Here is a 26,635-nt window from a genome sequence, read left to right as displayed (position 1 = left end):
TCACGGACGACGCCGTGGCCACCCTCTCGTCGGAGGTCGTCTCGACGGTCGATGCCGCCGGGGAGTGGAGCGGTGAAATCACGGGCGAACGAAAGGACGGACGCACGCTCGCGCTGACGCTCACGATTTCCGCCGCCCCGGACGACGAGTACGTGTGTGCGGTTCGGGACGTTACCGAACGGAAGGAGCGCGAAAAGGCGCTCGTAAGGGAGAACGAGCGTCTCGACGAGTTCGCGAGTCAAGTTTCACACGACCTTCGCGGCCCGTTGAGCATCGTCTACGGATATCTCGACCTCGCCCGAAAAACGGGCGAATCGGAGCACTTCGACGAAATCGAGCGGGCCGCGGACCGAATCGAGGCCATCATCTCCGACCTCCTCGAAATCGCCCGCGAGGGGCAAAAGACGCTGAAGCTCGAAACGGTCGTCCTCGACGAGTTCGCCGCCGACGTGTGGGACGGCATCGAAAGCGAGTCCGCGACCGTCGATACCGGCCCCGCCGACGGACGACTCCTCGCCGACCGCGACCGCCTGACGGAACTGTTCGCGAACCTGTTTCGGAACGCGGTCGAACACGGCGGCGACGACGTTACCGTCCGCGTCGGCTCGACGTGCGACGGCTTTTACGTCGCCGACGACGGTCACGGAATCCCGGACGAACACCGAAAACAGGTGTTACAGTCCGGCTACTCGACCGAAGAGGCGGGGACCGGTCTCGGGTTGAGCATCGTGCAGCAGATAGCCGATTCGCACGGCTGGTCCCTTTCCATCGACGAGAGCGACGCCGGTGGCGCTCGGTTTTCGTTCACCGGCGTCGAGCGTCCGGACGCGTCGTGACTTATATCCTCGCCGACATCGCTTTGCCCGTCCCGAGCGATTTTCGGGTATGGAAGAGCGTGTGCCCATCGCGGATTGGGGGGAAATCGAAACCAACCTTCGCCGGTTCGCACCGGACGTGGACGACCACGGGCCGAAACTCGTCGCGCGGATGGGCGTCGCCCGGTTCACCGTCGCGCGGGACGGCCACGTGACGGCCGGAATGCCGCTCCACGAGTTCGACGGACGGGCCGATTCGGTCGTCTTCGACCACGACGCGGGCGTGATTCGAATCGAACGGGCGGGGCTAACCTACGTGTTCCGCAGGCCGTAGCGCAACCGACTTCCCGCCCCGCCGCAACCACCCGACAATGGCATTCGACGCCGTGACGGTCGGGAGCGCGCTGGTGGACCACGTGTACTCGCTGTCGAACCTCCCGGAACCCGACGGCGGGGCGTTCGTCCGCGACGAATCACGGTCCGCCGGTGGGGTCGCGGCTAACGTCGCCACCGCCCTCACGCGACTCGGACGCGAAACCGGCGTCGTCGCGCGCGTCGGCGACGACGAGGACGGTTCGTTCGTCGAAACCGACCTCGAAAATCGCGGCATCGACGCGACCCGGGTCCGCCGCGGCGACGAGGACTCCTCGCACTGTCTCATTCTCCGCGACCCCGACGGCGAGCGCATGATAATCGCGGGCGGTGATTCGGTTCCCGCCCTCCGATTGACCGCCGCCGACATCGAGTATCTTCGCGGAGCGCGGGTCGTTTTCACCACCGCCTACGCACCCGACGAGGCCGTTTCACGCCTCGTCGCCGCGCGCCGAAACGACGCCCTGCCGCCCCTCGCCTTCGACCTCGCCGGGCCACTCTCGGAACTCGACGGCCGCGGTACGACCCGCGAGACGCTGGACGAGGCGCTTTCCGTCTTCGACCTGCTCGTCACGAGCGAGGTGCCGGTCCGCTCGTACCTCGGCGTCGGCCCCCACGAAGCGGTCGAGGAGTTCCGCGCCCGCGGCGTCGAGCGCGGCGCAGTCACCCGAGGACGGGACGGCGCACTCCTGTTCGACGACTCCGGCGTCACCGAGATTCCGGCCTTCGACGTGCCCGTCGCCGACACGACCGGCGCGGGCGACGCCCACACCGCCGGACTGATTCACCGGTGGCTCCTCGGCGAGCGGAGCGCGGAGGAGGCGGGTGAGTTCGCGGCCGCCGTGGCGGCGCTCAACTGCGGTGCGGAGGGTGCGAGAGGCGGATTCCCGACGGAGCGAGAAGTGGCGACGTTTCGGTAACGACTCGCGTTACAGTCGCTTTTCATCTCCACGACCGTCCCTGTCACGCCGTTCAACTCGCTACTGGGATGGTCTCGGTGTACTTTCTCACGGCATCGTTGCACCGATGGCAAAGATGGTGAGAACGAGCAAAGCGAGCGCATAAATCGCATCTATCCAGAAGAATTTGAGCAGATTGGCGACGTACAACAGCACAACGATGGGGAATCCGAGGAGCGCGAACACCGACGTTCGCCATTCTTCCTTTGCGTGTCGCCAAACGTTGGTCGCATCCGCGTTGCTTGGAATCGCGTGCATCCCCGCACTGAATCCAATCCACAGGACGACGTAGCCGACGAGTTTGAGTACCTGTACGGTCTTCCCCGCCCACAGGACGCCAAACGCCGATAGAAATGCCAGCAGTGCTACCACGGTGTTGACCGCGAACGGCGCGAAACTGATGACGAACGCATCGCTGTATCGCTTCGGCTTTTCATGGCGAACGTAACCTGCTGGGTTGCCCAGTCGAAAGTAACAGACATCGAGAACGCTAACGTTTCGCCGGTCGCACGATTTTTTGTGGGCGTACTCGTGTATCATCACCCCTGGAAACGTTACGAGGCTGATGAGAAATCCCGGTATAAACAACATACACCCACGTAAACTCACATTTTATATATGTATTCTGGTGGACAGTACGCCTCTACAGCCGTGAAACCAGTTTTTCCACCTTCGATTCGTCCACGCGGTTCGTCGTCTCTCCGCCCTCCTTCAGCGCGGTACCGACGATTGCGCCGTCCGCAATGTCGAGGAGGTCGCGCACGTTCTCGGCCGTCGTGCCGCTCCCGAGGAGGACCGGCGCGTCCGACCCGAGTTCGTCCCGGCAGGAAACGACCGACTCCAGCATGTCGGTATCGACTTCGTGGCCCGTTCTGACGCCGCTCACAACCACACCGTCCGCGCGGCCGCGGCCGAGGGTTTCGTCTACCAGTTCGGTCACGGGCCGGTCGGCCAGCGGCGCGGAGTGTTTCACGTCCACGTCGGCGAGAATCTTCACGTCGGAGTCGAGTTCGTCGCGGAGGCGGAGCGTCTCGTACGCTCGCCCCTCGACGACGCCTTGGTCGGTCAGGCGCGCGCCGGTGTGGACGTTCACGCGGACGAACTGGGCGTCGGCGGCCGTCGCAATCGAGAGGGCCGCCTCGGCGTCGTTCCGGAGGACGTTCACGCCGATTGGGCAGTCAACGGCCTGCCGGAGTTCGGTCACGACGCGGGTCATCGAGGCGACGACGTGTTTCGGCACGTCCTCGGGGTAGAACGGCGAGTCGCCGAAGTTCTCCACCATGATGGCGTCCACGCCGCCGGATTCGAGCGCGTGAGCGTCGGTGAGCGCGCGGGTCCGGAGGGCGTCGAAGTTCCCGTCGAAACCGGGTGACCCCGGAAGAGCGGACAGGTGAACCATGCCGACGATTGCGTCGTCAGTCTCGAAAATGCTCATACCGGGGCCTCGTCGCGCCCCGGATTAAACGAACCGAGTCGGTCGGCCTGCTGTTGGCGACTCGACACCACAAGGTTTCTACCGCCGTGGCCGCGAGTCACCGACGGTCGAAGCTATGACGGATACGACTCTGCAGACCGAGCGCGTGTCGCGATTGGTGCAGGAAATACTCGGAGAACGGTCGGTCACGGACGTGATACCGGCCGACGAGGGGACCGACGACGTGTTCTTCGTCACCGTCGAGATGCCGAACGGGGACCGGAGTTGCGTGTTGAAATCCCGCTCGTTCGTGGACCCGCCGTCGTTTCGGGTAGAACCTAGAATCCTCGACTTCGTGAATCGTCGAACGGGGATTCCGGTACCGAACGTCCTCGGGTACGTCGACGAGCACGACGACCTGTCCGCACCCTTCTTCCTGATGGAACGGGCATCCGGCGAGGCGGTTTCCGGCCCGACGTCGCTGACCGACGATGCCCTCTCCCGTACCGCGCGCGACGCCGGGCGGCACCTCGGCGAACTTCACGCCGCCGCCACGTTCGACGGCTACGGATGGCTTCGGGCGGGGATGGACGCCGACGCCGAACCGAGCGTGGGCGACCTCTCGCTCGCCGACCTCGAACCCGACTGGCCCGCACGGGTTCGTTCCTACGCCGAGGCGAACCTCTCGCGTATCGAGGAGTCGGAACGATTCGCGGACCTGACCGACGACCTGCGCGCCGGTCTGGATAGCCATCTCGAAGCCGTTCCCGAGACTCCCGAGTCGGTGCTCCTCCACGACGACTACCGCTTCGGGAACCTCCTCGTCGATTCGGAGACGGGTGCCGTTCGGACGGTCCTCGATTGGGGAAACCAGTTCACCGGCCACCACGAGTTCGACCTCGCGACGACGGAGCACTACCTGTGCGGTCGGCGTCCGCTCGACGACGACCGCCGGGCAATCGTCCACGACGCGCTGTTGGATGGCTATGCGGAGACCAATGAACTGACCCGCGATGACGCGTTTCGTCGGCGACAGCGAGCCTATCGCTTCGTCGCGCAACTGTCCGCGCTCGCGTGGTTCGACCTGTGGTATCGCGGAAGCGACGACCCCAAAAAAGACGCGACGCGGCAGAAAGAACTCGCGCTGTCGTTGCTTCCCTGAACGCGGTTCGACTCTTCCGCCGAACGTTTATTCGTCCGCTTCGTCCATCTCGCTCTCTTCGTCCGTCTCGCCCGCTTCGAACTCTTCCGCCGCCTCGTCGTCTGCGTGTTTCAGGTTCCAGAACGCCTCCAGAATCACTCGTTTCGTCACCGCACCCTGTGTCGTCCAGTGGTGAGCGTAATCGAGCATGTCGTCGTAGATACTCGGCTTGCACCCCGCCGCCTTCGGGTGGCCGCCGCCGTTGACCTGCCGTGCGACCTCGTGACAGCGCTCGAACTCGTCGGTCCCGCGGATGCTCGCACTCCCGGCGGGTTTGACGACGACCGAGGCGTCCGCGCCTCGCTCGCGCATCGCTTCGGCGACTTCGTTCTGCGAACAGCGACCGTAGGTGACGCCCACCGTCCAGTCGCCGATCTGTTTCATATCGGCGCGCTCGACCGCCCGCTCGATGAGCGCCTCCTTCTCGACGCGCCGTTCCGCGAGGAACTCCTCGACGTCTTCCGGGAGGTCCGCGCCGTGCGCCTGGATGACCTCCATGTACTCCTCGGGTTCCGCCCAGTAGGAGTAGTCCGCGAGGTCGTCGCTCCGCGGGTCGTTCCGGAGCCACAGGTCGTGGTCCCGCGTGACTTCCGCGAGTTCGACGAGGTAGTCCGGGAAGTCGTAGTCGAGCGACCGGGCAACCACGTCGGCAGTGCACTCCTCGTCCGATTCGCCGATGACGAGTTCGATGCCGAGGGCTCGAATCGCGTCGGCCACCGCGTCGTCCCACTGGTGGTGGTCGAACCAGAACACTTCGTCCGCCTCCTCGACCAGCGTTTCGAGTTCCCGTGAGACCGGTTCGTAGGCGTCGGGACAGAGGTCACAGATGAACACGGTCGCGCCGGGTTCGCTGTACGCGACGACCCGTTCGAGCGCGTCCGCGAGGTCGTGCGGTCCCGCGTCGATGAGCGCCGTCTCGCCGTACGCCTCGCGGACGAGTGCCGTCGCGGCCAACCCGTCGGCGTCCGGGTCGGCGACGACCGCCCGCTCCGCTCCCGTCAGTTCTTCCTTCGCTTCCTGTTCTTCTTGTTGTGCTTCGAGCGAATCTGGAAAGAAAAAGCCCTCGCCCGGGAGAAGGGATTTCCGTTCGAGCGAGAGGTTCTCGTCGTCGATGACCCAATCTTTCATACTCCCACTCCGACCCCCGACGCAAAGAGTTCCCGGTTATGGGTCCCGATAGTTAGTCGTCCGACCGGTCGGATGCTCAACCGTTTTCGGGTCGGCTACTCGTACGTCCGGTCGATTCCGTTTCGGCGGAGGAGGTGACGAACCATGTTCAGAGTCCAGTTGACCCGCGTGTGGAGGTCCGTCCCGTACCGCGTCGTATCGAGGAGGTAGCCCGGAATTCCCATGTCCGCACTGACTTTGTGCATCAACACCGGCTTCGACCCGTCGAGGACCTCCCCCATCTTGAACTCGTAATACTCCGGGAGCGAGTCTGAGAGGTGATATCGGTTCATGTACGCCGCGGTTTTCGTCGCGTCGCGGTCCGCACCCTCCGCGAGCGTCGGATAGACGGCCTGTCCATCACCGTCCGGCCCTTCGGCCTCGCGGTAAATCCCCTTCGAACTGTGGAGCGTCAACACCGTCTTCGGGTCGTGGTAGTCGATAGTCTCCCACAGTGTGCGAGCGAGCGCCGACGTCGGTTCGTGGTCCGAGGGGAACTTCCAATTCAGGTTCCCGTCGTCGTTCGAGTACGTTCCCCGCTCGATGGCGACCGGATTCGCGCGCGGAATCACGATGAGTTTCCCCTTGTCTATCGACCACGACGTGATCGCATCCGCGGCGCGGTACCCGGCCTCCTCGTTTCCGTGGATGCCGCCGACGACGACGGCCGTCGGTCCGGGTTCTCCGGAGTTCGTGATGTACACCTCCGTTTCGTCCTCCGTCCCCCGTCGAATCCGATAGGACGACCGCTCTTCCGTCGCCGCCGCACCGATTCCGGACGCCGCCGTCGCCGCCGCGAGAACGCTCCCCGACTTCAAGAGAAATCCTCTCCGCGAACTGCCACCGGTAGACACTACTCGTTTCGATTTTGAACTCTGGCTGTCAACCATATCAAAATGACATGACACATCGACTGTTATTATGGGTTTCTAACGAAAAAATATATATTAATACAAACAGACAACAGATTTCCAGCGCGACTGGAATCGTCCCCTCGACCGAGGGACTCAGATGTCCACCGAACTGAACCGCCGGTAGCCGAGCACCACCGGAATCACGGCCCACGCGACGAGGACGAGGAAGGCGAACCATCCGGTGTGGTAGAACGTGCTCCCGGCGTTTCCGTGCACCAACGTGTCCATCCCGGTCGAGTAGGCCTTGACGGGACTGAGGCTGTCGATGACGTTCGCCCACGCGGGCGGTGCGCCCCTCGGACTCGAAAACCCGTTGAGGACGTACCGAATCACGAGCGGAACCGACGACCAACCGAGAAACGTCAGCAGGAAGAAACCGACGCTCGTCGCCATCGCCCGATTGCTCGTCGGCGAGGCGGCGGAGAGACAGACCGCCGAACTCGTGTACGCCGCCGTGAGCAGGAACACGAGGACGAGGAACGCGACGTACTCCACGACCGGCAGCGACCCGCCGAATGCGAGGAATATCACCGTCGCGGCGAACACGCCGACGAACGTGGCCGTTCCGACCACCGCGGCCCGTCCGACCGCTTTGCCCGCGATTACGTCCCGGCGGGTGTACGGAAGCGCGAGCAGGAGTTTCAGGCTCCCGAGTTCGCGCTCCGCGGCTATCGCGCCGTAACTCATCATCAACCCCGCCAGCGGCGCGAAGAAGACCAGTATTCCCATCTGTCCGAAGAAGTCCACCGTGCCGGGGTTCCGTGCATGGCTCATTCCGAGATACATCGGCACGGCGAGGAAGAGAACGAACCCGACGGCCGCGGTCCCGAGCGACCACTTCCGATGGGCGTCGAGGAAGTCCTTTTTCGCCATGACGCGCCAGTTCATGCCGGAACCTCCGTCGTGTACGTCGTGAACAGTTCTTCGAGCGACGCCTCCTCGGTGTCGAAGTCCAGAACGGTGTCGCCCGCCGACTCGATGGCGTCGAGGGCGCGCTTTTTCGCCCGGTCGGTACAGGCCACCACGAGCGTCGTCCCGTCGGCCGAGACGTGACCGACACCCTCGACGGCGCGCACCCGGTCGAGCGTCCCCGACGAGAGGCGGTCCACCTCGACGGTCAGCGAGGCACCGCTCCCGACCGTTCGGCGGAGTCCGTCGATGGAATCCACCGTGACCAACTCCCCGGCGTCGAGGATTCCAACGCGGTCACAGACGGCTTCGACCTGCTCTAAGATGTGACTGGAGAAGAACACGGTCGTCCCGCGGTCGCGCTCCTCCCGGATGATTTCGCGCATCGCCAGCGCGCCGTTCGGGTCGAGGCCGGTCGTCGGTTCGTCGAGGATGAGCAGGTCCGGGTCGCCGACGAGCGCCATGCCGAGGATGAGTCGCTGGGCCATCCCCTTCGAGAACCCCTCGACCCGTCGGTCGGCCGCTTCCGGGATGCCGACCCGCTGGAGGATTCGCATCGGGTCGTCGTCCACGCCGCGGGTTTCGATGACGAATTCGAGATGCTGGCGCGCGCTGAGGTGGTCGTAGGCGTGGTACGCGTCGGGGAGGACGCCGATTCGCTCGTGGACGCGGCGGGTGTCACGCTGGGCGTCGTGGCCGAACACGGTGACGCTCCCGCTCGTCGGTCGCACGTAATCGAGAATCATGTCGATGGTGGTCGATTTCCCCGCGCCGTTGGGTCCGAGGAAACCGAACACTTCCCCCTCTTTGATTTGGAGGTTCAGGTTGCGGAGGGCGACGACGTTCCCGAAACGCTTGGAAACGTCGGTCAATTCGATGGCGGTCATGCCGCGAACATCGTAATCACCTGATATATGCTTTTATCACGCTTCGCTGGGGTCGAGTTGCCGAACCGTCAGCACGGGCGTCGGACAGGTCCGAACGACGCGCTCCGCGACGCTCCCGATGAGGAATCTGTTTTCGCCGTGTCGTCCCCGCGTCCCCGTGGCAACCATGTCCGCGTCGTGTTCGCGGGCGTACTCCCCGATTTCGGCGGCCGGGTCACCCTCCCTGACTGCTGTAGTGACGCTTTCACCGTTGCGTTCACGGACCGATTCGAGCGCCTTCTCGCCTTGCGATTCGAGCGCGTCCTGGAACTCCTCGCGGAGCGTTTCGGGAGAGGACTCGACCTCGCCCGCATCCACGACGTAGAGGGCGTGAACGGCGGCGTCGAATCGGCGCGCGAGGTCGAGCGCGACCGTCACTGCTCGTTCGACGCTCTCGGAACCATCGGTGGCGATGACGACGGTATCTATCATCGTTTTTCCATCCTCCCTCATCGTTCTTAAAGACTGAGTGGCTAAATTGCGTCAATCCAAACTGCTAAGGTGCATGGTGCGTGTTATCAGGACGCCCGACGGGGCAAGGTTGCACTCAAACCGCAATCCCATCCGATTGCGGTTTGTTCATGGACTCTATTCTACGCCGCAGCGACGTCCGTACGGTTCCCCCACGGTAGTCGAAGACGACCCCGTGGTAGTCGCAAAGGATCCCGCCGCAGTCGAAGCGGAATCCGCCGCAGTCGAAAACGACACCGACGGCGAGCGGCCGCCACGGGAGAAGGTTTTTGCCTCGTCTACGCGCAGCAACGGGTATGACCGAGTCGCCAGTCGAAGTGAATACGGTACTCGTTCCGGTGGACGGAAGCGACGAATCGGTGCGGGCCATCGAGTACGCGGTTTCCATCGCGGAGCGGTACGACGCCGCCGTTCACGCCCTCTACGTCTTCGGCGAAGAGGTATCCCGAGCCATCGAAACGGGCGCTATCGAGGAGGACGACATCATCGACGAAACCGAGTCGTTCATCGACAGCGCCCGCGCGGTCGCGGCGGAGTCGGACATCGAACTCCGCAGTTCCATCGCCTACGGGTTCTCGACGCGGCGAAAGCTCCAACATCCGGGAAGCGCCGTCCTCGACTGCGCCGACGAGATAGACGCCGACTTCATCGTCATCCCGCGGGAACCGCTCTCGGGCGAACCCGGCGAGGTGTTGGAGAAAGCCGCGGAGTACGTGCTCCTCTACGCCAGCCAACCCGTCCTTTCGATCTGATTTTCGCCCCGTTGGGTTCGAGCATTCGTCCTTCTCTTCCCGTGAACCGCGATGACACAACGTTTTTACGCGAAAAACCCCCCCATCGGTATATGGACGGTTCGACGCCGAACGCCACGGCGCACTCACGGGCGATGCCACATTGGGAGTCCGTCATCGCGGATATGGAAGCGACGACGGCGGAGTACGACGACGACGGGTGGGAAACCATGGAACTCCACCCCGGCGACGTCACGCCGCTCTGGAGCGAGGAGGACGGCGAGTTCGGACTGGACGTTCTCGTCCCCGACAACGAGTTCGAGGCGCTGGAGGAACTGATGGACGGCGGCGTCTCGTTCGACGCCTTCGAAGCCTACCGCGCGCTCGCCGACGGACTCGTCTTCGCCGTCATCGTCATGGAGGACCGCGAGGACGAAACGGCGGTTCTCTACCCGGTGTACTACGACGTGCAGGGCGCAGAGGAGATGCTGGCCGACGCGATGGACGCGGGAAAGATGTACTCGTTCGTCCGAACGCTGAGCGAGGACCGCATCCGGTTCACCCACGACGACCCCTCGCTGTTCCAACCGCCCGAAGAACCAGAGACCGAAGACGCAGACTCCGCCGAAGGAACCGACGAGTAACTCTACTTTTCGCCGCCGATTTCGTGCCCGCAGTGTGGGCACTCCATCTCGTCGTGACGCAACTCCTCGCTGGATTCGCGGACTTCGCGCATGACGCTCGAAATCTTGTCCTCGGCGGCGAGTTCCTCCGCCACCGCGAGGTCCACGCCCTCGACTTCGAGCAGGAACTTCGCCACCTCTGTCACCTCGTACATCACGTCGTCCAACTCCTCGGCGGTGAAGAAGCCGGACATCGCGCCGTAGAGGAACGTCGCTCCCGCTTTCCGTATCTTCTCCTCGAACGCCGACCGCGCTTGATTCACCGCCTGCGGGGTGTACGTGTCGGTCATGAACGGGACCAAGTAGGGAAGGTTGTTCCCGATTTTGGTCATCTCCACGCCGGTTTCGGTTCGGAAGTCGGCACAGAGGCGCGCGATGGCCCACTCGCGGGCGGTGATGTAGGTTCGGTCGCGGAGGAACTCGTTGACTCGGTCGTACTCCGCCCCATCCATCTTCTTGAACCGCGCGTACTTCTGCACCTCCGGCGGGATGTCCGGGGTCGAACCCGTCCCGTCCTCTCCCGTCGCGCCGTCGTCCGCCGGTTCGCTGGCGGCGTCCGTCGGTCCTTCGTCGGTATCGGCCGCAGCGGTCGCCGTTTCGTCGGCACCGGCCGCATCCGTCGCCGCTTCGTCGGCCAACTGCTGTGAAACCCCTTCGTTCGTCTCGCGGGGCTGCTCTTCGTCTCCGTATTCGTCTTCGGCCTCCGGTGCGGGCGGGAGGGGTCGTTCGACATATCCCGTCGTTACCGAGCGGGGTGCAAAAGCGTATCGCACCCAACTGTTTTGATACCCGGCGGAAATGGAGGTAGTATGAAGGTCTTATTGGGAATCGGCGGGAGCGACGACTCCCTCACCGCGCTCGAACGGACGGTATCGCGCGCGGTCGCGGCCGGCGATGAACTGACGGTCGCCATCCTCGACAACCCACAGAGCGACCGCTCGAAGGACGAAATCCGCGAGAAAGCAAACGCGGTGCTGGACGATTCCGAGCTGGAGGCGTCCGTTCGGGACGTTTCGGGAGACCCCGGAAGTCGCCTGCTCGACATCGCGGAGAGCGAGGGTTTCGACCAGATAGTCCTCGGCGGCGGCCAGCGCAGTCCCATGGGGAAGATTCGACTGGGCCACATCGCCGAGTTCGTCCTGCTGAACTCCCACGTTTCGGTGAAATTGGTACGATGAACGACGACCGACGCTTCCCCGACGACCCCGCTGGCCCCTTCCCGGAGCCGCCGCAGACGTTCACCGACCGCGAGGGACGCGACATCGAAATCCGGCCCTTCGAGGAGGGCGACACGGAACCGCTCGTCTCGATGTACGTCGATTTCGACCCGGCCGACCGCGCACAGGGAATTCCACCGGCCACGGAATACCGGGTGCGCGACTGGGTGGAAACCCTGACCGGGGGGACGGCCTGAACGTCATCGCGTGGAACGACGACGACGTTGCGGGCCACGCGACCCTCGTCCCCGACGGTAACTCGTCGTACGAACTAGCCATCTTCGTCCATCAGGATTACCAGCGCGCGGGTATCGGTTCGCACCTCATCCGCACGCTCCTCGGCTACGGGCGAGCGCAGGACATCGACAAAGTGTGGCTGACGGTGGAGCGATGGAACCGCGCCGCCGTCAACCTCTACCGGAACGTCGGGTTCGAGACCGCGGACGCCGAGAGCTTCGAGTTGGAGATGGTTCTCCGACTGTAACGGTTCTTTTCGTTCGCGTGTCGTATGCTACACTCAACCGAACGGCTTTTCCTCACGCGACTACCATTGCCGCGTAATCGTGACCGATCTACTGTCCATCTCGAATCTGAAAACGCAGTTCCACACGGAACGAGGGACTGTCAAGGCGGTGGACGACTTCGACCTGAACATCCGAGAGGGAGAGACCATCGGACTCGTCGGCGAATCCGGGTCCGGGAAATCTGTGACCGCGCTCTCGGCGATGCAACTCATCGACGAACCGGGCGAGGTCGCCTCCGGCGACATTCGTTTCCAACACGAGGAGGTCGCCGAGACGTTCGCAGACAAGTATCCGAGCGGCGTCGGGGAGTACGTCTTCCCCGACGAGGGGTACGTCGACATCATGTCGGCACCCGAATCCGTCATGCGGGACATCCGCGGCAGCGAGATGGGGATGATTTTCCAGGACCCCATGACCTCGCTCAACCCGGCGCTGACCGTGGGCGAGCAAGTCGCAGAGAGCCTGCAACTGCACCAGTACGGCGGCAAGCGGAAGGATAGCTGGTGGAACGCGGTGCGGGAAATCGCCCCGAAAATCAGCGGGGACGACATCGACGGCGAACTCCTCGAAGACACCATCGACATCCTCGAAGAGGTCGGGATTCCGGAACCCGAATCCCGCGTCGAGGAGTACCCGCACGAGTTCTCGGGCGGGATGCGTCAGCGCGTGCTCATCGCCATCGCGCTCGCCTGCAAGCCGAAACTGCTCATCGCGGACGAGCCGACGACGGCGCTCGACGTGACGATTCAGGCCCAGATTCTCGACCTCATTAACGACCTGCAGGACGAGTTGGGCATGTCCGTCTTCATGATCACCCACGACCTCGGCGTCGTCGCCGAGACGTGCGACCGCGTTGCGGTGATGTACGCGGGCGATTTGGTGGAGGTCGGGCCGGTGGACGAAATCTTCCACAACCCGAGCCACCCCTACACGTACGCCCTCCTCGAATCCATCCCCCGCGAGGACAAGGAGCGTCTGACCCCCATCGAGGGGAACGTCCCGGACCTCATCGACATGCCCGACGGGTGCCACTTCGCCGACCGGTGTCCGTGGGCGCAACCGGAGTGTACGCAGGGCGAGATTCCGAACCTGCAACACGGCCCGGACGACGTGGACCACCGAGCGAAGTGCGTCCTCGAATCGTTCGACGGGACCGAATACGTCGAGGAACAGGAGAGCGTTACGACAGGCGAACACGAGGTGGGAGACACGCTCGTCACGGTGGACAGCCTGAAGAAACACTACTCGCGCGCGGACGACTTCCTCGACAAGTGGCTGTCCGACGGCGACGACAGCGTGAAAGCCGTCGATGGTATCTCGTTCGACATCTACGAAGGCGAGACGGTAGGACTGGTCGGCGAATCCGGGTGTGGCAAATCCACCGCCGGTCGGTCGCTCCTCCGCCTCGAAACGCTGACCGACGGACGGGTCGTCTTCGCCGGAACCGACCTCGGCGGGTTGGACAGCGACGAGATGCGCGAGGCGAGAAAGGACATGCAGATGATATTCCAGGACCCGCTGTCCAGCCTCGACCCGCGGATGTCCATCGGGCAGATCATCGCCGAACCGCTCTCGATTCACGGCCTCTCCGAAGGAAAACGACACGAGCGCGTGAACGAACTGATGGAGAACGTCGGTCTCGACCCCAGCCAGCGCGACCGGTATCCGCACGAAATCTCGGGCGGCCAGCGCCAGCGCGTCGGCATCGCCCGCGCGCTCGCGGTGGACCCCGACTTCATCGTCGCCGACGAACCGGTCTCGGCGCTGGACGTGTCCGTGCAGGCCCAGATTATCAACCTCCTCGAAGACCTGCAGGAGGAGTTCGGTCTGACGTTCCTGTTCATCGCCCACGACCTCTCGGTCGTTCGGCACATCTCCGACCGCATCGCGGTGATGTATCTCGGCGAAATCGTGGAGGTGGCGGACACCGACGAACTGTTCGCGGACCCGAAACACCCTACACGCAAGCTCTGCTCTCCGCGATTCCCGAACCGGACCCGCGGGCGGACACGGACGACCGGGTCATCCTCAAGGGCGACGTGCCGTCGCCCATCGACCCGCCCAGCGGGTGTCACTTCCGAACGCGGTGTCCGCAGATAATCCCGCCGGAGGGAATGGACATCGACCAGCAGGCGTATCGTGAGGTGATGAACTACCGCGAACGCGTCGAAAACCGCGCCATCAACCTCGAATCGATTCACGAACAGGCGGCGGACGGAGGCCGGTCGGCACGGGCCGCCACGGATGGCGGTGAGAAGCCGACGGACGCCCGTCCCTCGTCGGACGTGGACTCCGGCGCTCCGACTGGCAGTGGGCAGGCGACCAGACAACCGGCGGATAATTCGTTCCACGCCGTACTCTGGGACCGACTGTTCGAGACGGAACCGACCGGCGAACCGCGCGACGTCGTTTCCCAGTCGTTCGACTACCTCGCCGACGAGAACTGGGAGGCGGCAGAGTCGCTCCTCGCGGACCACTTCACGAGCATCTGCGAACGAAAAAGTCCGGTACTCCAGGACACCACCCACCCCTCGGCCTGCCATCTCTACGACCAACCCGAGTAGTTTCGTTTCCCATCGCCGCAGTAGTTCTGTTCCCCGTCGCCGTTCGACATTCTCGATTTGACACGTTCGCTCCTTGTTCCAATCGTCGGTAACCGTGGTCCCGTCCGGCAGAACTATCACTATTATCGTTGACGTTTTTGGGGGATGTCACCAAACGACACGGTTTCGAGACGGAGCTTTCTGAAAGCGGCCGGTGGCGCGACCGCCGCCGCGACGTTCGTTGACTCGGTTTCGGGGGTGGGTTCGGCGACGGTACAGGGCAATCAGCAAGGTGGATTGTTGACCTACGCGCGTGGCAGCGATTCGGGGACCCTCGACCCGCAAAACACGACCAGCGGCGAGGACGTGAAGGTCACGAATCAAGTGTACGATACGCTCATCCAGTTCAAACCCGGCGAGACGAGTCTGACGAAGGGACTCGCGACGAACTGGAATTTAAAGGGGACGACGACGACGCTGAAACTCCGGGAGGGGTAAAGTTCCAGAACGGCGAGACGTTCACGGCGGACGATGTGATAGCGACGTACCGCCGCTTCACCGATTCGAGCTATCAGTACTATCCGGGCGACAGTTACGTCTCGTCCTACGGGCCGTTCACGCTCGGCAACTGGGTGAAGAACATGAAAAAGAACGGCGACTACAACCTGACCATCGAACTCAAGCAGAAGTACGCGCCGTTCCTGCGAAATCTGGCGATGTTCGCGTCGAGCATCCTCTCCGAGAAGGCCATCCAGAACCTCGGCAAGAAGTTGAGCAGCAACCCGGTCGGGACGGGACCGTTCCAGTTCGACAATTGGGACAAGAGCAACCAACGGATTCGGTTGTCGGCGTACGACGACTACTGGGGCGACGGTCCGAACGTCGATCAGGTCGTGTTCACGGCCATCGCGTCGAACACGACGCGCGCCCAGACGCTCGACTCGGGTGACGCCGACATCATCGACGGACTCGGCGCACAGTCGGCACAAATCGTCCGACAGTCGAACAACGCCAGCCTCAGGGAGAAGGAGGGAATCAACGTCGGCTACATGGCGTTCAACATGGCGAATGTGGAGGCGTTCCGCGACAAGCGGGTTCGACAGGCCATCAGCTACGCCATCAACACGAAGGCCATCGTCGATACCATCTTCAAGGGTATCGCGGAACAGGCCAGCCAACCGATTCCGTCGAACGTCCTCGGCTACAACAAGAGCCTGAATCCGTACCCCTACAACCCTGACAAGGCGCGCTCGATGCTGAACAACGCCGGATACGGGGACGGCTTCTCGTTCGAGTTGGCGACGTTCAAAAATCCGCGCGCGTACAACCCGAGTCCGATTCAGGCCGCGCAAGTCGTCAAGTCCAACCTGAACGACGTCGGCATCGACGTGACCATCAACCAACAGTCGTTCAACCCGTTCCTCAACTACACCGAGAGCGGCAAACACGACGCGTGTTTCCTCGGCTGGATGACGGACAACGCCGACCCGGACAACTTCTATTACGCGCTGTTGGACCCCGGTATCCCGGTGAACAAGGTCCCGAACGGGCAGGATTGGGTGAGCTTCGACACGAAGAACTTCAACACGCTCGACGTGGCGGCGTGGGCGAACACCGACTTCATGAAACTCGTCCGGCGCGCCCAGCGAACGTACGACGACAACCAGCGCGCGAAGCTGTACCGGCAGGCCGGAAAGCTCGCGCACGACGAGGCTCCGTGGGTGTTCATGGACCACGCGAAGGAACTCCGTGGGGTCGGAAACAACGTCGACGGCTACGTCGTCGAACTCATCTCCGGCCCGTTCTTGAACCTCGTTTCGCTGCAAGGACAGTAAAAACCGCCCGAATCACCAGACATTCAATACAATTTCACGTAATAGATACGAAGGACGGCACAATATCATCGTTTCTTTCATTCGTTCATTGGATACTATAGCTCCGGTATGTTTATATAGAACATATGACCACACTGGCGTATGGCGTCACGCGACAGATTGACTGACAGACGTAGTTTCCTCAAAGCTGCTGGCGGCGCGGCCGCGGCAGCGACACTCGCGGGTTGTATCGGCGGCGAGACGGGCGACGACAACGGAACCGATGACGGAACCGACGACGGAACCGGCGACGGCAACGGTGGTTCGGGCGGTACGCTCACCTACGCCCGCGGTAGCAGTTCGGGGTCCCTCGACTTCCAGAACTCGACCAGCGGCGAAGTCGCAAAGGTGACGAACCAGCTCTACGACACCCTCATCGCGTTCAAACCGGGCAAGACCTCGCTCACCGAGGGCCTCGCGACGAACTGGAACGTGGACGGCAAGACGGTCACGCTCGACCTCCGCAAGAACGTGAAATTCCACAGCGGCGAGGACTTCACCGCGGACGACTTCGTGGCGACCTACCGCCGCTTCGTGGATGAGGATTACGAGTACTACCCCGGCAAGAAGTACGCATCCTCTTACGGTCCGTACACGCTCGGCGTCGTCAAGGACGTCAAAGCGGACGGCGACCACAAACTCAAAATCAACTTGGAGAAGAAGTACGCGCCCATCCTCCCGAACCTCGCGATGTTCGTCTCCGCGGTTCACTCGAAGAAAGCCATCGAGTCGAAGGGCAAGAAGCTCAAATCCGACCCCGTCGGAACCGGTCCGTTCAAACTCAAGAACTGGGACCAGAGCAACAACCGCGTCCGCCTCGAAAAGAACGAGGACTACTGGGGCGACGGACCCTACGTGGACGAGGTCGTGTTCACCGTCGTCGGTAACAACACCTCGCGCGCCCAGACGCTCGACTCGGGCGACGCACAGGTCATCGACGGACTCGGTGCGCAGTCCTCACAGCAGGTCAAGAAATCCGGCAACGCGGAACTCGTCTCGGACGCCGGTATCAACATCGGTTACATGGCGTTCAACATGGCGAAGGTCGAAGCCTTCCAGAAAAAGAAGGTCCGGCAGGCCATCAGCCACGCCATCAACACGAAAGCCATCGTCGATACCATCTTCAAGGGCATCGCCAAGGAGGCCAACCAGCCGATTCCGAGCAGCGTGATGGGCTACAACGACAGCCTCAGTCCGTACGAGCACAACCCGGAGAAGGCGAAGAAACTGCTCAAGCAAGCGGGCTACGGCGACGGCTTCTCGTTCGAGTTGGCGACGTTCAAGAACCCGCGGACGTACAACCCGAGCCCGATTCAGGCGGCCCAGACGGTCAAGTCCAACCTGAAAGAGGTCGGCATCGACGTGACCATCAACCAGCAGGCGTTCGACCCGTTCCTCAACTACACGGAAACCGGGAAGCACGACGCGTGTTTCCTCGGCTGGATGACGGACAACGCCGACCCGGACAACTTCCACTACGCGCTGCTCCACCCCGGCGTCTCCATCGACGACGTGCCGGACGGACAGGATTGGATCAGCTTCGACACGGACGGCTTCAACACGCTCAACGTCGCTGGTTGGGCGAACACCGACTTCATGAAGCTCGTCGAGGACGCGCAAGTGACCTACGACAACGAGGCGCGCAAGAAGAAGTACAAGAAGGCCGGGAAGATCGCACACGACGAGGCCCCGTGGGTGTTCATGGACCACGCGAAGGACCTCCGCGGCGTCCACAACAGCGTCAGCGGCTTCAAACTCGCGCCCATCAGCGGCCCGTACCTGCGCTTGGTGAAGCTCAACTGATAAACCACGGTAACGAGCCTTTTTTGACCCCCGACGTTTGAGATTGGGGTAGATGATATCCAAGCGGTTCGTTATCAAACGACTGTTGCTACTTATTCCCGTGCTGTTCGGGGTGGCGACGTTCGTTTTCGCCATTCTCCAACTCTCACCGGGCGACCCCGCACGGGTGGTCGCGGGCCAGCGGGCCTCGGAAGCGTTCGTCCAGCAGGTTCGCCACGAGATGGGATTGGACCAACCGATCTGGGTCCAGTACGGGGATTTCCTGTGGAACGCGCTCCACCTCGACCTCGGACAGTCCTACCAGATTCGAAAAGGCGTGCCGGTCACGCAGATTCTCACGCACAGACTCCCCGTCACCGTCGAGATGGCGCTGTACGGGCAGATTTTCGGTATCCTGTTCGGCATCCCGCTCGGCGTGATTTCCGCCATCAAGCAGGACTCCGCGACCGACCACCTCACCCGAATCGGCGCACTGACCGGAATCAGCATCCCGATTTACTGGAGCGGACCGCTGCTCATTCTCCTGTTCGCCCAGTATCTCCACCTGTTCCCGCCGAGCGGTCGCATCGCCTCGGAGTACAGCATCAACCTCGTGACGGGACTCATCACGGTCGATACGCTGTTGAACGGCAACTTCGCGGCGTTCCAGTCGGCGGTGATGCACCTGTTCCTGCCCGCGCTCGTTATCGGCATCTACTCGATGGCGCTCATCTCGCGGATGATGCGGTCGTCCATGCTCGAAGTCGTGCGGCAGGACTACATCCGCACCGCACGCGCGAAGGGACAGGGAACGAAAATCACGATGCTGAAACATGGCTTCCGCAACGCGCTGATTCCCGTCGTGACCGTCATCGGCATCCAGTTCGGTACCCTGCTCGGCGGCGCGGTGCTGACGGAAACCGTCTTCGGCATTCCGGGCATCGGGACGATGCTCGTGGACGCCATCGAAGTCGGTGACTTCCCGGTGGTACAGGGCACCGTGTTGACGTTCGCGCTCCTGTTCACGCTCGTCAACCTGTTCGTGGACATCACCTACTCCTATCTCGACCCGAGGATCCAACAATGAGCACGCAAACAGAAAACAGCGAAACGGTCTCCCGCGGGTTCTTCAGTCGCCTGCGGGCCTCGCCGTTCCTCTCCGAACTCCTGTCGAATCGCCTCGCGGTCACCGGTCTCACCATCATCCTCTTCATGATTGTGGTGGCGGTGTACGCGAGACTGACCATCGACCTCGCGGCCATCAAACAGTCTCGAATCGGCCTCCAGCCGAGTCTCGCCGCGCCGAGCGGGGCGTACCCCTTCGGGACCAATCTGCAGGCACAGAACATCTTCCCCCGCGTTCTCTACGGCGCGTGGTACGCCATGCTGTTCGGAACGGTGACGGTCGCGGCCTCGACGACGCTCGGGGTCGGTCTCGGCATCATCGCGGCCTACTACGGCGACCTGACGGATAACGTCATCATGCGGACGATGGACGTGTTGTTGGCGTTCCCGGCGCTCCTGCTTTCGCTCGCGCTGGTCGCCGTCTTCCCCGACGAGTGGGGGCTGTGGCGCGCGGTCGCCGCGCTGACGCTCGTCTACACGCCGCGGTTCGCCCGCGTCGTCCGCGGCGCGGCGCTGAAAGTCCTCGAAGACGAGTACATCGACGCGACGGTGGCGCTGGGTGCGAAGAATCCGCGCGTGCTGGCCCGCCACGTCCTGCCGAACTGTCTCGCGCCGATTACGGTTCAGAGCACGCTCAACTTCGGCCTCGCCATCCTCGACCTCGCGGCGCTGTCGTTCCTCGGCTTCGGTGCCGACCCGGGAACCCCTTCGTGGGGACTGATGCTCTCGAACGGCGTCAAACACGGCCTGTTCAGCGTTCCGAGCGCGTGGTGGTGGTCGTTCTTCCCCGGTCTGTTCCTCGCCGTGACGGTGCTTGGATTCAACCTGCTCGGTGACGGGATGCGCGACGCGCTTGACCCGCGGATGCGCGAAGCCGTGGACTGATGGATTTCGTCGGGTATCTCCGTCCCCGCGTTCGTCTCGTCTCCCGGTTCGGCGGTGTCGGATTCGCGCTGGGCGGCACGGGCGTTTTGCTCGTCGTCGCCGCTGGCGAGACGGTTTCGTTCGCCAGTCGGAAGGTCTTCGCCGTCACGGCGCTCGCGTTCGGCTTCGCCATCCTCGGCTGGTCGGGGTCGGTATTCGCGGGGAGCGCGGTCGAAAACGTACAGAAGTACCTCGATTCGAACACGGGGTGGACCGAGGCGGACTCTCGAAAAGCGATGACGGTCATCGGCAGTCTCGGCGCTGGCGGCATGGTCGGCGTGACCGTTATGACGCTCGTCTTACGTGCGGCATACTGAGCCGTAAATGTTATGCCGACCTATCACTCTTATGGCTCATATGGTGGTTTTCGAATCGTTACTTGTGGGCATCATCTTCGCCGGTATCGGTGTTCTCGTGACGGCGAAACCGCGAGAAATATTTCTTATCAGACAATCGGTCGCCGTCGCATCGACCGGTGAACTCGGCGAGTTCGGCGTCGCTCGGTATCAAGCCTACGGGTTGCTTTGCGTCCTGCTCGGGCTATTGCTCGTCCTCATTCCATTCTTCCTTCTCTGACACGACGCCGTTTCACCGGGTCGGTTCGACCCGTCACAGGTGCGAGGAGAACCATTCGCCCGCGAGCGTCGCAACCGATTCCAACGTCCCCGGTTCTTCGAACAGGTGACCCGCACCCGGGACGACTTCGAGTTCTTTCTCACAGCGCAATCGGTCGTACGCCTCGCGGTTCAGTTCGAGCACTTGCGTGTCCCGGCCGCCGACGATGAATAACGTCGGTGCCGTCACGTCCGCGAGTACCTCCGTCGCGAGGTCAACCCGGCCGCCGCGTGAAACGGTCGCACCTACCTCCGGACGACGCGCCGCCCCACGAAGCGCGGCGGCGGCCCCGGTACTCGACCCAAAGTAGCCGACGCCGCGTTCTTCCGTCTCCGGTCGCTGTTCCACCCACTCCGTCACCGCGACGAGGCGGTCGGTCAACAGTTCGATGTCGAATCGGTTCGCGTACGTCTCGTCCTCCGCTTCCGTGAGCAGGTCGAACAGGAGCGTCCCGAGACCGAACTCGTGGAGCCGCTCCGCGACGAAGTTGTTTCGCGGACTCTTCCGACTGCTCCCGCTTCCGTGTGCGAACAGCACGATTCCGTCCGCGTCGCTCGGGACGTGGAGATTCCCCTCCAGTCGAACCGAATCGACCGGAATCTCGACCGTATCTTCCCCCGTCATATCGTATCCTCTATCGACGCGTCGATGCCTAATCGTGACGGCCCGTCCCACTCCACTCCACTCCACTCCACTCCACTCCACTCCACTCCACTCCACTCCACTCCACTCCACTCCACTCCACTCCACTCCACTCCACTCCACTCCACTCCACTCTTCGAGTTTCCACCGAGTTCCCACTCACTCCTGAAGCCGTCGTTCCGCCGCATCCCGCTCCGCCGGTGTATTGACGTTCGCCGTCCAGCCCTCGGTTCGCATCGTCAGCATCGTGTTGTCGGCGACGAATCGTCGAATCGACTCCGCGAGTTCGTACTCGCCGCGAACCGACAGCTCCGTCGCCGCACACGCGTCGAACATCGCCGGACCGTACACGGCGAATCCCGCGGCGACGAGGCTCGGTTCTGGCGGTTCGTTTGGTTCCTTTTCGATACCCCGTAGTTCCCCTTCGTCGGTCACATCGCAAATGGCTTTCACGCGATCCTCCTCGGTCGAGACCCGCTCGACCAACTGAACCCCATCCACGCCCGCCTCCCGCTGGCGTTCGACCAGTGGTTCGAGGTCACACCGAATCACACAATCCCCGTCGAGACACATGAACTCCCCCTCGACGTACGGTTCGGCCTGCAACAGCGCGTGTGCCATCCCCAACTGCTCGCCCTGCCGGGCGTACGTTATCGGGATGCCCGAAAACGAGTCCCCGTACCGGTCCCGAATCTGTGCTCCTTCGTAGCCGATGACGACGATCACTTCCTCCGCGTTCAGTTCGGCCACGGTTTCGAAACAGCGCGTGAGAATCGGCTTTCCCGCGACTTCGACCAACGCTTTCGGCTTGTCGTCGGTCAGCGGACGAAGACGGGTTCCCTTTCCGGCGGCGAGGACGACTGCTTGCATACGGTCGCTACCGCAGCACGCCTGATAATTTTACGGGGACCTACGCTCGGACGTTTTCCCCGATTTGCTCGCCGAACTCGCCGTCCTCGAAGACGACGTTGCCGCGGACCATCGTCATCTCCGGGAACACGCCCGTCCAGCCTTCGAACGGCGTCCAGTCGCACTTCGTGTGGAGGTCTTCCGCCCGAATCTTGCGCGTCGCGTCGGGGTCCACGAGAACGAGGTCGGCCATCCGTCCCTCCTCGATGCGACCCTTCCGCGGCAGGCCGAACACCTTCGATGGGGTTCGGGCGGTGAGGTCGGCGACGCGCTCGTAGCTGAGATTGTCCTTGCGGGCCTCCTCCAACAACAGGGGAAGAATCGTCTCGACGCCCGGTACTCCGCTCGGGGCGTCCCAGATTCCGGCGTCCTTCTCCTCGCGGGTGTGCGGTGCGTGGTCGGTCGCAATCATATCGACCGTCCCGTCCGCTACGCGCGCGAAGACTTCCTCGCGCCGTTCCTCGCTCCGAAGCGGCGGGTTCATGCGCCCGAACGTCCCAAGTTCGTCGAGGTCGTCGCGCGAGAGGAACATGTGATGGGGCGTCACTTCGCAGGTCGCACCCGCCTCGGTCGCCGCGTCGATTCCCTCCGGCGTGCTGGTGTGTGCGATGTGCAGTCGCGCGCCGAGTTCGGTGCCGATTTTACAGGCCCGTTCGACGGCATCCGACTCCGCCTCGGCCGTGCGGTAGGCGCTCCACGCGTCTGCGTCATCGCGGGACTTCGCGTTCGAATCGAACAGGTCTGCGTTCTCCGCGTGCACCGTCACGACGAGATACTTGTCCGTGGCCCGTTCGACCGCCGACCGGAACAGGCCCGTTTCGATGCCCATCTTCCCCGTCGAGTCGGCCAGAAACACCTCGCCGAGCGCGAGAATCGGCTCGTCGAGCAGCTCGTCGGGGTTCCAGTCGGGCGTGACGCCGCCGTTGATACCGTAATCGACGTACGACTCCGCCGCGAGTTCCGCCTTCTCGTCGAACGACGGTCCATCCACCGTCGGCGGGTTAGTGTTCGGTTGGTCAACGACCGTCGTCACGCCGCCCGCGGCGGCGCTCTTGCTTCCCGTCTCCCACGTCTCCTTGTGCGAAAAGCCGGGCTGGCGGAAGTGAACGTGTGCGTCGATAGCACCGGGCAACAGCAGTTTTCCCGTCGCATCGACGACCTCGCCGGACTCCGTTAGCGAGGATCCGATAGCCGAAATTCTCCCCGCGTCGGTTTCGATGCGAACGTCGCGCTTGCTGCCGTCGGGAAGCGTCGCGTTCCGGATGGTGAGCATATACTCGCCACTGTTCCGGCAACCGTCCTAAGTGTCCCGGTCGCCAACGTGTTCGACCGTCGCGTCCGCGTCGCCGACCAACATCGCCTCGATGGTTTCGGCGACCTCTTTCGGATCGCCGTTCCCCCCGGCCTTTGCGACACTCCCGACGGAATCCGGGTTGAACGGCACGTCGAGCGCGGCGTAGATGGGGTCCAAGACCGCGGCGATTTCCTCGTGGTCGTCCACGACGACGACCCCCGAAACGAGCGCCGCGCCGGTTCGGACCCGCTGTGCGATACCCGCGATTTTCCCCTTCCACTGGAGCGAATAATCCCCCGGACAGAACGACTGTGACGGTTCCCCGCGCTGTGCCGGGACCCCGAGTCGCCAGAACGCACGCTGGAGCGTCTCCGTCGTCTCCGCGTAGCGTTCCTCCATCCCGGTTCGCATGTCCTCCAGCGGGACCGTCGTGGCGAACGCCACCGTGGTTCCGGTGTAGGCGACCGCACGCCCCCCGACGCTTCGTTCGAGCGGTTCGAAGTCACACGAACGGGCGACCGATTTCGCCACGTCGTACTTCTCGGCGCGGGCGTCCCGCCGCCCGAACGCTATCTGTCGATGTGGCGTCCAAACGCGAACCGCCGCCTCGCCCGTTTCCGCCGTCTCCGTGAGCATCGCGGCAGTGACCTGTCGGTCATCGTCCCGAGTCTCCGCCCGACCACGAAGCACGCGCATAGTATTCCATTGTGACCCGATGTATGTAAACGCTCCCGGTCGTAACTCCATCCATGGTCGGGCTTACCACGGACGTGTTGTCGAGCTATCCTCGCTTTTCGGTCTACAACTCGCCGTACGTCGCACACGACGACGGTTGTGCCATCGACCTGTATCCCGACAACGAGGAGCCACGGACGCCGCTCGCGCCGAGTCCCGTCGCCGGTGAGGTGGTCGAAACCCGGACGGTGACGGCCCCGTCGAAACCCTACGCCGTCGCGCACGACCACCTCATCGTGGTCGATACCGGCGACTATCTCGCCCGGATGCTGCACGTCGCCCCGACCGTCGACCCCGGCGAGACGGTCGAAGTCGGCGACTCGCTGGGTGAATTGGTCCGCTCTGGCTTTTTCGCGCCGTGGGTCGCAAACCACATCCACCTCGGCTTTCGGGAGCACGGAACGAACCCGGTTCGTGCGTCGGGGTCGCTCCCGCTCGACGTTCCAGTCGAAATCGAACCCATCGCGTGGGACGGTTCTGGGCGCGTCGTCGAGACGGGTGAGACGTTCGTCGTCCTCGACTCGCCGACCCATCCCGCGCCCGGCGAAGGGTTCGCGGGTATCGAGGCCGTTGTCGGTGAGGGTGGCGAGGCGGTGGTGCTGGACGGTGGCCTTCCACACTACGAGGGTGGCGGGGTGCTCCGCACACCGGAACGTCGAACGGCATCGCCGCGAGACGGTGGGGCGCTTCGAGCGTCGGACTCACGAGGCGGCGAACCGACCCCCGTTTCGCTTCTCGGTGCGCGCGTCGGGCAGGTGAACGGCCGCACCGTGACGTGGGACGACGTGGACATCCGCGCGAACGGGGAGCCGATTACCGGACTCTCGCTGTTCGTCTCGCTGGAGCAGTTCGGCGCGAAACTCGTCTACCCGGGACACGATTTCTCGGTCGGTGACTCGATTTCCGTGAGCGTCCACTGAGGTCGCTTGTCTTTCTCCGCACTGGTTCGGTACTCCGATTTCAGTCTCCGGTATCGGTCATCGTGGCGGTTCTGGCCGCGTCCTCGTTTAAAAACCTTCGCCGCTTGGGGTACTTCGTGGCCTTCTCTGTCGATTGCCGTTTTCTCATTCGAATTCGATGTCGTCCAATTCGACGCCCTCGCCGAACAGCCACGCCGCGTGTTCGAGGGCGTAGTCGCGGTGGTCTTCCTCGATGTAGCCGATGGCGTCCTCCACGAGCATCGGTTTGAAGTCGCGCAGTCCGGCGCTTCCGGCGGTGTGGAGCACGCAGACGTTCGCCAACGTTCCGCAAATGAGCAGGTCGTGGATGTCGTGAGCGTTCAGATACCCTTCGAGGTCGGTCTGGTAGAAGGCGTCGTAGGTGTACTTCGTCACCACGTGGTCGTCCTCGCGGACGTCGAAATCGTCCACGATGTCGGCTTCCCACGACCCCTCCATGACGTGCTCGCCCCAACGGTCGAACTCGTCGTAGTAGTGGTTGTCCTCGAACTGTTCCCGCGTGTGCACGTCGCGGGTGAAGACGACCGACGCCCCCGCCTCGCGGGAACGCTGGAGGAGTTCCTGAATCGGTTCGATGACGTCCTCGCTGGCCGGTGCGTACAGACTCCCGTCGGGGTCACAGAACCCGTTTTGCATATCGACGACGACGACGGCGGTCGAATCGGAATCGACGTTCATGTTCGACACTACGGTCGGTTTTTACGAAACGGTTTCGTCCGCCGGGGTGGCCGATTTATTTCGTTTCTTTTTCAAGAGCTTTTTTACATAGTAGCCCTAGTTTACACGCACGATAATGCGAACGATTACCGTAGCGGCGGTCGCTCTCATGCTCGTCCTCGCTGGCTGTTCGCAAGCCCCCGGAACGAGTACGAGCACGCAGACGAGCGGCCCGAACGTAACCCAAACGACTCAAGGTCCCAGTACCGAGGT

Annotated in this window: 29 protein-coding genes and 2 pseudogenes; 17 read left to right on the top strand and 14 right to left on the bottom strand. The window is 63.1% G+C overall.

Annotated elements, in window-relative coordinates:
• The 3 genes from BG842_RS02710 to BG842_RS02700 form a co-directional block, all read left to right on the top strand.
• Positions 1-836: HAMP domain-containing sensor histidine kinase (locus BG842_RS02710; protein ID WP_139135992.1), on the top strand; the 836-nt coding region annotated here is incomplete at its 5' end.
• Between the two features lie 49 nt (positions 837-885).
• Positions 886-1,149 (top strand): hypothetical protein, encoded by a 264-nt coding sequence (locus BG842_RS02705; RefSeq protein ID WP_007980152.1) that lies wholly within the window; start codon positions 886-888, stop codon positions 1,147-1,149.
• A gap of 37 nt (positions 1,150-1,186) precedes the next feature.
• Positions 1,187-2,107, top strand: a complete 921-nt coding sequence (locus BG842_RS02700; protein ID WP_069449589.1) for a carbohydrate kinase family protein — start codon at positions 1,187-1,189, stop codon at positions 2,105-2,107.
• Between the two features lie 87 nt (positions 2,108-2,194).
• Here BG842_RS02700 and BG842_RS02695 read toward each other — a convergent pair whose 3' ends face one another.
• Positions 2,195-2,737: a metalloprotease family protein gene (locus BG842_RS02695; protein WP_069449588.1), complete on the bottom strand. Its 543-nt coding sequence runs from the start codon at positions 2,735-2,737 to the stop codon at positions 2,195-2,197.
• A 52-nt stretch (positions 2,738-2,789) separates the two neighbouring features.
• A complete protein-coding gene (locus tag BG842_RS02690) occupies positions 2,790-3,581 on the bottom strand; it encodes a BtpA/SgcQ family protein (RefSeq protein WP_069449587.1) in 792 nt (263 codons plus the stop codon).
• A 115-nt stretch (positions 3,582-3,696) separates the two neighbouring features.
• On the opposite strand from BG842_RS02690, the gene BG842_RS02685 reads away from it, so the two are divergent.
• A complete protein-coding gene (locus tag BG842_RS02685; protein ID WP_069449586.1) occupies positions 3,697-4,722 on the top strand; it encodes a phosphotransferase family protein in 1,026 nt (341 codons plus the stop codon).
• Positions 4,723-4,749: 27 nt separating this feature from the next.
• On the opposite strand, the gene BG842_RS02680 is transcribed toward BG842_RS02685, so the two are convergent.
• From BG842_RS02680 to BG842_RS02660, 5 genes are all read right to left on the bottom strand, one after another.
• Entirely contained in the window at positions 4,750-5,889 is a 1,140-nt protein-coding gene (locus BG842_RS02680) for a DHH family phosphoesterase (RefSeq protein WP_069449585.1), read from the bottom strand.
• A 95-nt stretch (positions 5,890-5,984) separates the two neighbouring features.
• Positions 5,985-6,746 (bottom strand): succinylglutamate desuccinylase/aspartoacylase family protein, encoded by a 762-nt coding sequence (locus BG842_RS02675; protein ID WP_069449584.1) that lies wholly within the window; start codon positions 6,744-6,746, stop codon positions 5,985-5,987.
• Between the two features lie 189 nt (positions 6,747-6,935).
• Complete coding sequence (locus BG842_RS02670) at positions 6,936-7,730, bottom strand: ABC transporter permease subunit (RefSeq protein ID WP_069449583.1); 795 nt, start codon at positions 7,728-7,730, stop codon at positions 6,936-6,938.
• Entirely contained in the window at positions 7,727-8,638 is a 912-nt protein-coding gene (locus BG842_RS02665; protein WP_069449582.1) for an ABC transporter ATP-binding protein, read from the bottom strand. The genes BG842_RS02670 and BG842_RS02665 overlap by 4 nt, the downstream gene beginning before the upstream one ends.
• Before the next feature lie 36 nt (positions 8,639-8,674).
• On the bottom strand, positions 8,675-9,109 hold the full coding sequence (locus BG842_RS02660) for a universal stress protein (RefSeq protein ID WP_069449581.1): 435 nt from the start codon (positions 9,107-9,109) through the stop codon (positions 8,675-8,677).
• Positions 9,110-9,444: 335 nt separating this feature from the next.
• On the opposite strand from BG842_RS02660, the gene BG842_RS02655 reads away from it, so the two are divergent.
• Both BG842_RS02655 and BG842_RS02650 read left to right on the top strand, forming a co-directional pair.
• Complete coding sequence (locus BG842_RS02655; protein ID WP_069449580.1) at positions 9,445-9,900, top strand: universal stress protein; 456 nt, start codon at positions 9,445-9,447, stop codon at positions 9,898-9,900.
• A 92-nt stretch (positions 9,901-9,992) separates the two neighbouring features.
• Positions 9,993-10,523 (top strand): hypothetical protein, encoded by a 531-nt coding sequence (locus BG842_RS02650; protein WP_069449579.1) that lies wholly within the window; start codon positions 9,993-9,995, stop codon positions 10,521-10,523.
• Positions 10,524-10,525: 2 nt separating this feature from the next.
• Here the strand turns inward: BG842_RS02650 and BG842_RS02645 are convergent, their stop codons facing one another.
• Positions 10,526-11,335, bottom strand: a complete 810-nt coding sequence (locus tag BG842_RS02645; RefSeq protein ID WP_069449578.1) for a DUF5806 family protein — start codon at positions 11,333-11,335, stop codon at positions 10,526-10,528.
• Between the two features lie 36 nt (positions 11,336-11,371).
• Between BG842_RS02645 and BG842_RS02640 the strand changes: the two genes are divergently transcribed.
• From BG842_RS02640 to BG842_RS02600, 10 genes and pseudogenes are all read left to right on the top strand, one after another.
• Positions 11,372-11,740 (top strand): universal stress protein, encoded by a 369-nt coding sequence (locus BG842_RS02640; RefSeq protein WP_007980126.1) that lies wholly within the window; start codon positions 11,372-11,374, stop codon positions 11,738-11,740.
• Positions 11,737-11,976 carry a hypothetical protein gene (locus BG842_RS32915; protein ID WP_394327452.1) on the top strand — a complete coding sequence of 80 codons (240 nt, stop codon included), beginning with the start codon at positions 11,737-11,739 and terminating at the stop codon, positions 11,974-11,976. The genes BG842_RS02640 and BG842_RS32915 overlap by 4 nt, the downstream gene beginning before the upstream one ends.
• Positions 11,928-12,263, top strand: coding sequence for a GNAT family N-acetyltransferase (locus BG842_RS32910; protein ID WP_394327453.1), 336 nt, complete (start codon positions 11,928-11,930; stop codon positions 12,261-12,263). The genes BG842_RS32915 and BG842_RS32910 overlap by 49 nt, the downstream gene beginning before the upstream one ends.
• 79 nt (positions 12,264-12,342) lie before the next feature.
• A pseudogene (locus tag BG842_RS02630) lies at positions 12,343-14,867 on the top strand (dipeptide ABC transporter ATP-binding protein).
• A 144-nt stretch (positions 14,868-15,011) separates the two neighbouring features.
• Positions 15,012-16,681 (top strand): annotated as a pseudogene (locus BG842_RS02625) (ABC transporter substrate-binding protein).
• A gap of 141 nt (positions 16,682-16,822) precedes the next feature.
• On the top strand, positions 16,823-18,523 hold the full coding sequence (locus BG842_RS02620) for an ABC transporter substrate-binding protein (protein WP_069449577.1): 1,701 nt from the start codon (positions 16,823-16,825) through the stop codon (positions 18,521-18,523).
• Between the two features lie 52 nt (positions 18,524-18,575).
• A complete protein-coding gene (locus tag BG842_RS02615; protein WP_007980116.1) occupies positions 18,576-19,589 on the top strand; it encodes an ABC transporter permease in 1,014 nt (337 codons plus the stop codon).
• Positions 19,586-20,512 (top strand): ABC transporter permease, encoded by a 927-nt coding sequence (locus tag BG842_RS02610; protein ID WP_069449576.1) that lies wholly within the window; start codon positions 19,586-19,588, stop codon positions 20,510-20,512. The genes BG842_RS02615 and BG842_RS02610 overlap by 4 nt, the downstream gene beginning before the upstream one ends.
• The gene (locus BG842_RS02605) at positions 20,512-20,868 is read left to right on the top strand and encodes a hypothetical protein (RefSeq protein WP_069449575.1); all 357 of its coding nucleotides are present in this window, start codon (positions 20,512-20,514) and stop codon (positions 20,866-20,868) included. The genes BG842_RS02610 and BG842_RS02605 overlap by 1 nt, the downstream gene beginning before the upstream one ends.
• A 40-nt stretch (positions 20,869-20,908) precedes the next feature.
• Entirely contained in the window at positions 20,909-21,127 is a 219-nt protein-coding gene (locus tag BG842_RS02600; RefSeq protein WP_254662849.1) for a hypothetical protein, read from the top strand.
• Positions 21,128-21,160: 33 nt separating this feature from the next.
• Here BG842_RS02600 and BG842_RS02595 read toward each other — a convergent pair whose 3' ends face one another.
• From BG842_RS02595 to BG842_RS02580, 5 genes are read right to left on the bottom strand one after another with little or no spacing between them, the layout of a single operon-like run.
• A complete protein-coding gene (locus BG842_RS02595) occupies positions 21,161-21,790 on the bottom strand; it encodes a dienelactone hydrolase family protein (RefSeq protein WP_069449573.1) in 630 nt (209 codons plus the stop codon).
• Positions 21,787-21,996, bottom strand: coding sequence for a hypothetical protein (locus BG842_RS30495; protein ID WP_139135991.1), 210 nt, complete (start codon positions 21,994-21,996; stop codon positions 21,787-21,789). The genes BG842_RS02595 and BG842_RS30495 overlap by 4 nt, the downstream gene beginning before the upstream one ends.
• A complete protein-coding gene (locus BG842_RS02590) occupies positions 21,968-22,678 on the bottom strand; it encodes a sugar phosphate nucleotidyltransferase (RefSeq protein WP_069449572.1) in 711 nt (236 codons plus the stop codon). The genes BG842_RS30495 and BG842_RS02590 overlap by 29 nt, the downstream gene beginning before the upstream one ends.
• 40 nt (positions 22,679-22,718) lie before the next feature.
• Complete coding sequence (locus BG842_RS02585) at positions 22,719-23,990, bottom strand: dihydroorotase (RefSeq protein ID WP_069449571.1); 1,272 nt, start codon at positions 23,988-23,990, stop codon at positions 22,719-22,721.
• 27 nt (positions 23,991-24,017) lie between these two features.
• Positions 24,018-24,707: a lipoate--protein ligase family protein gene (locus BG842_RS02580; protein ID WP_069449570.1), complete on the bottom strand. Its 690-nt coding sequence runs from the start codon at positions 24,705-24,707 to the stop codon at positions 24,018-24,020.
• Between the two features lie 53 nt (positions 24,708-24,760).
• Here BG842_RS02580 and BG842_RS02575 point away from each other — a divergent pair, with 53 nt between their 5' ends.
• Complete coding sequence (locus BG842_RS02575) at positions 24,761-25,666, top strand: hypothetical protein (protein ID WP_069449569.1); 906 nt, start codon at positions 24,761-24,763, stop codon at positions 25,664-25,666.
• Between the two features lie 144 nt (positions 25,667-25,810).
• On the opposite strand, the gene BG842_RS02570 is transcribed toward BG842_RS02575, so the two are convergent.
• Positions 25,811-26,383, bottom strand: coding sequence for a cysteine hydrolase family protein (locus BG842_RS02570; protein ID WP_007980099.1), 573 nt, complete (start codon positions 26,381-26,383; stop codon positions 25,811-25,813).
• Between the last annotated feature and the right edge of the window lie 252 nt (positions 26,384-26,635).

The organism is Haladaptatus sp. W1 (assembly GCF_001723155.1).
GTDB lineage: Archaea > Halobacteriota > Halobacteria > Halobacteriales > Haladaptataceae > Haladaptatus > Haladaptatus paucihalophilus.
Note: the sequence above shows the minus strand (reverse complement) of the source record. Positions and strands in the feature narration are given on the sequence as shown.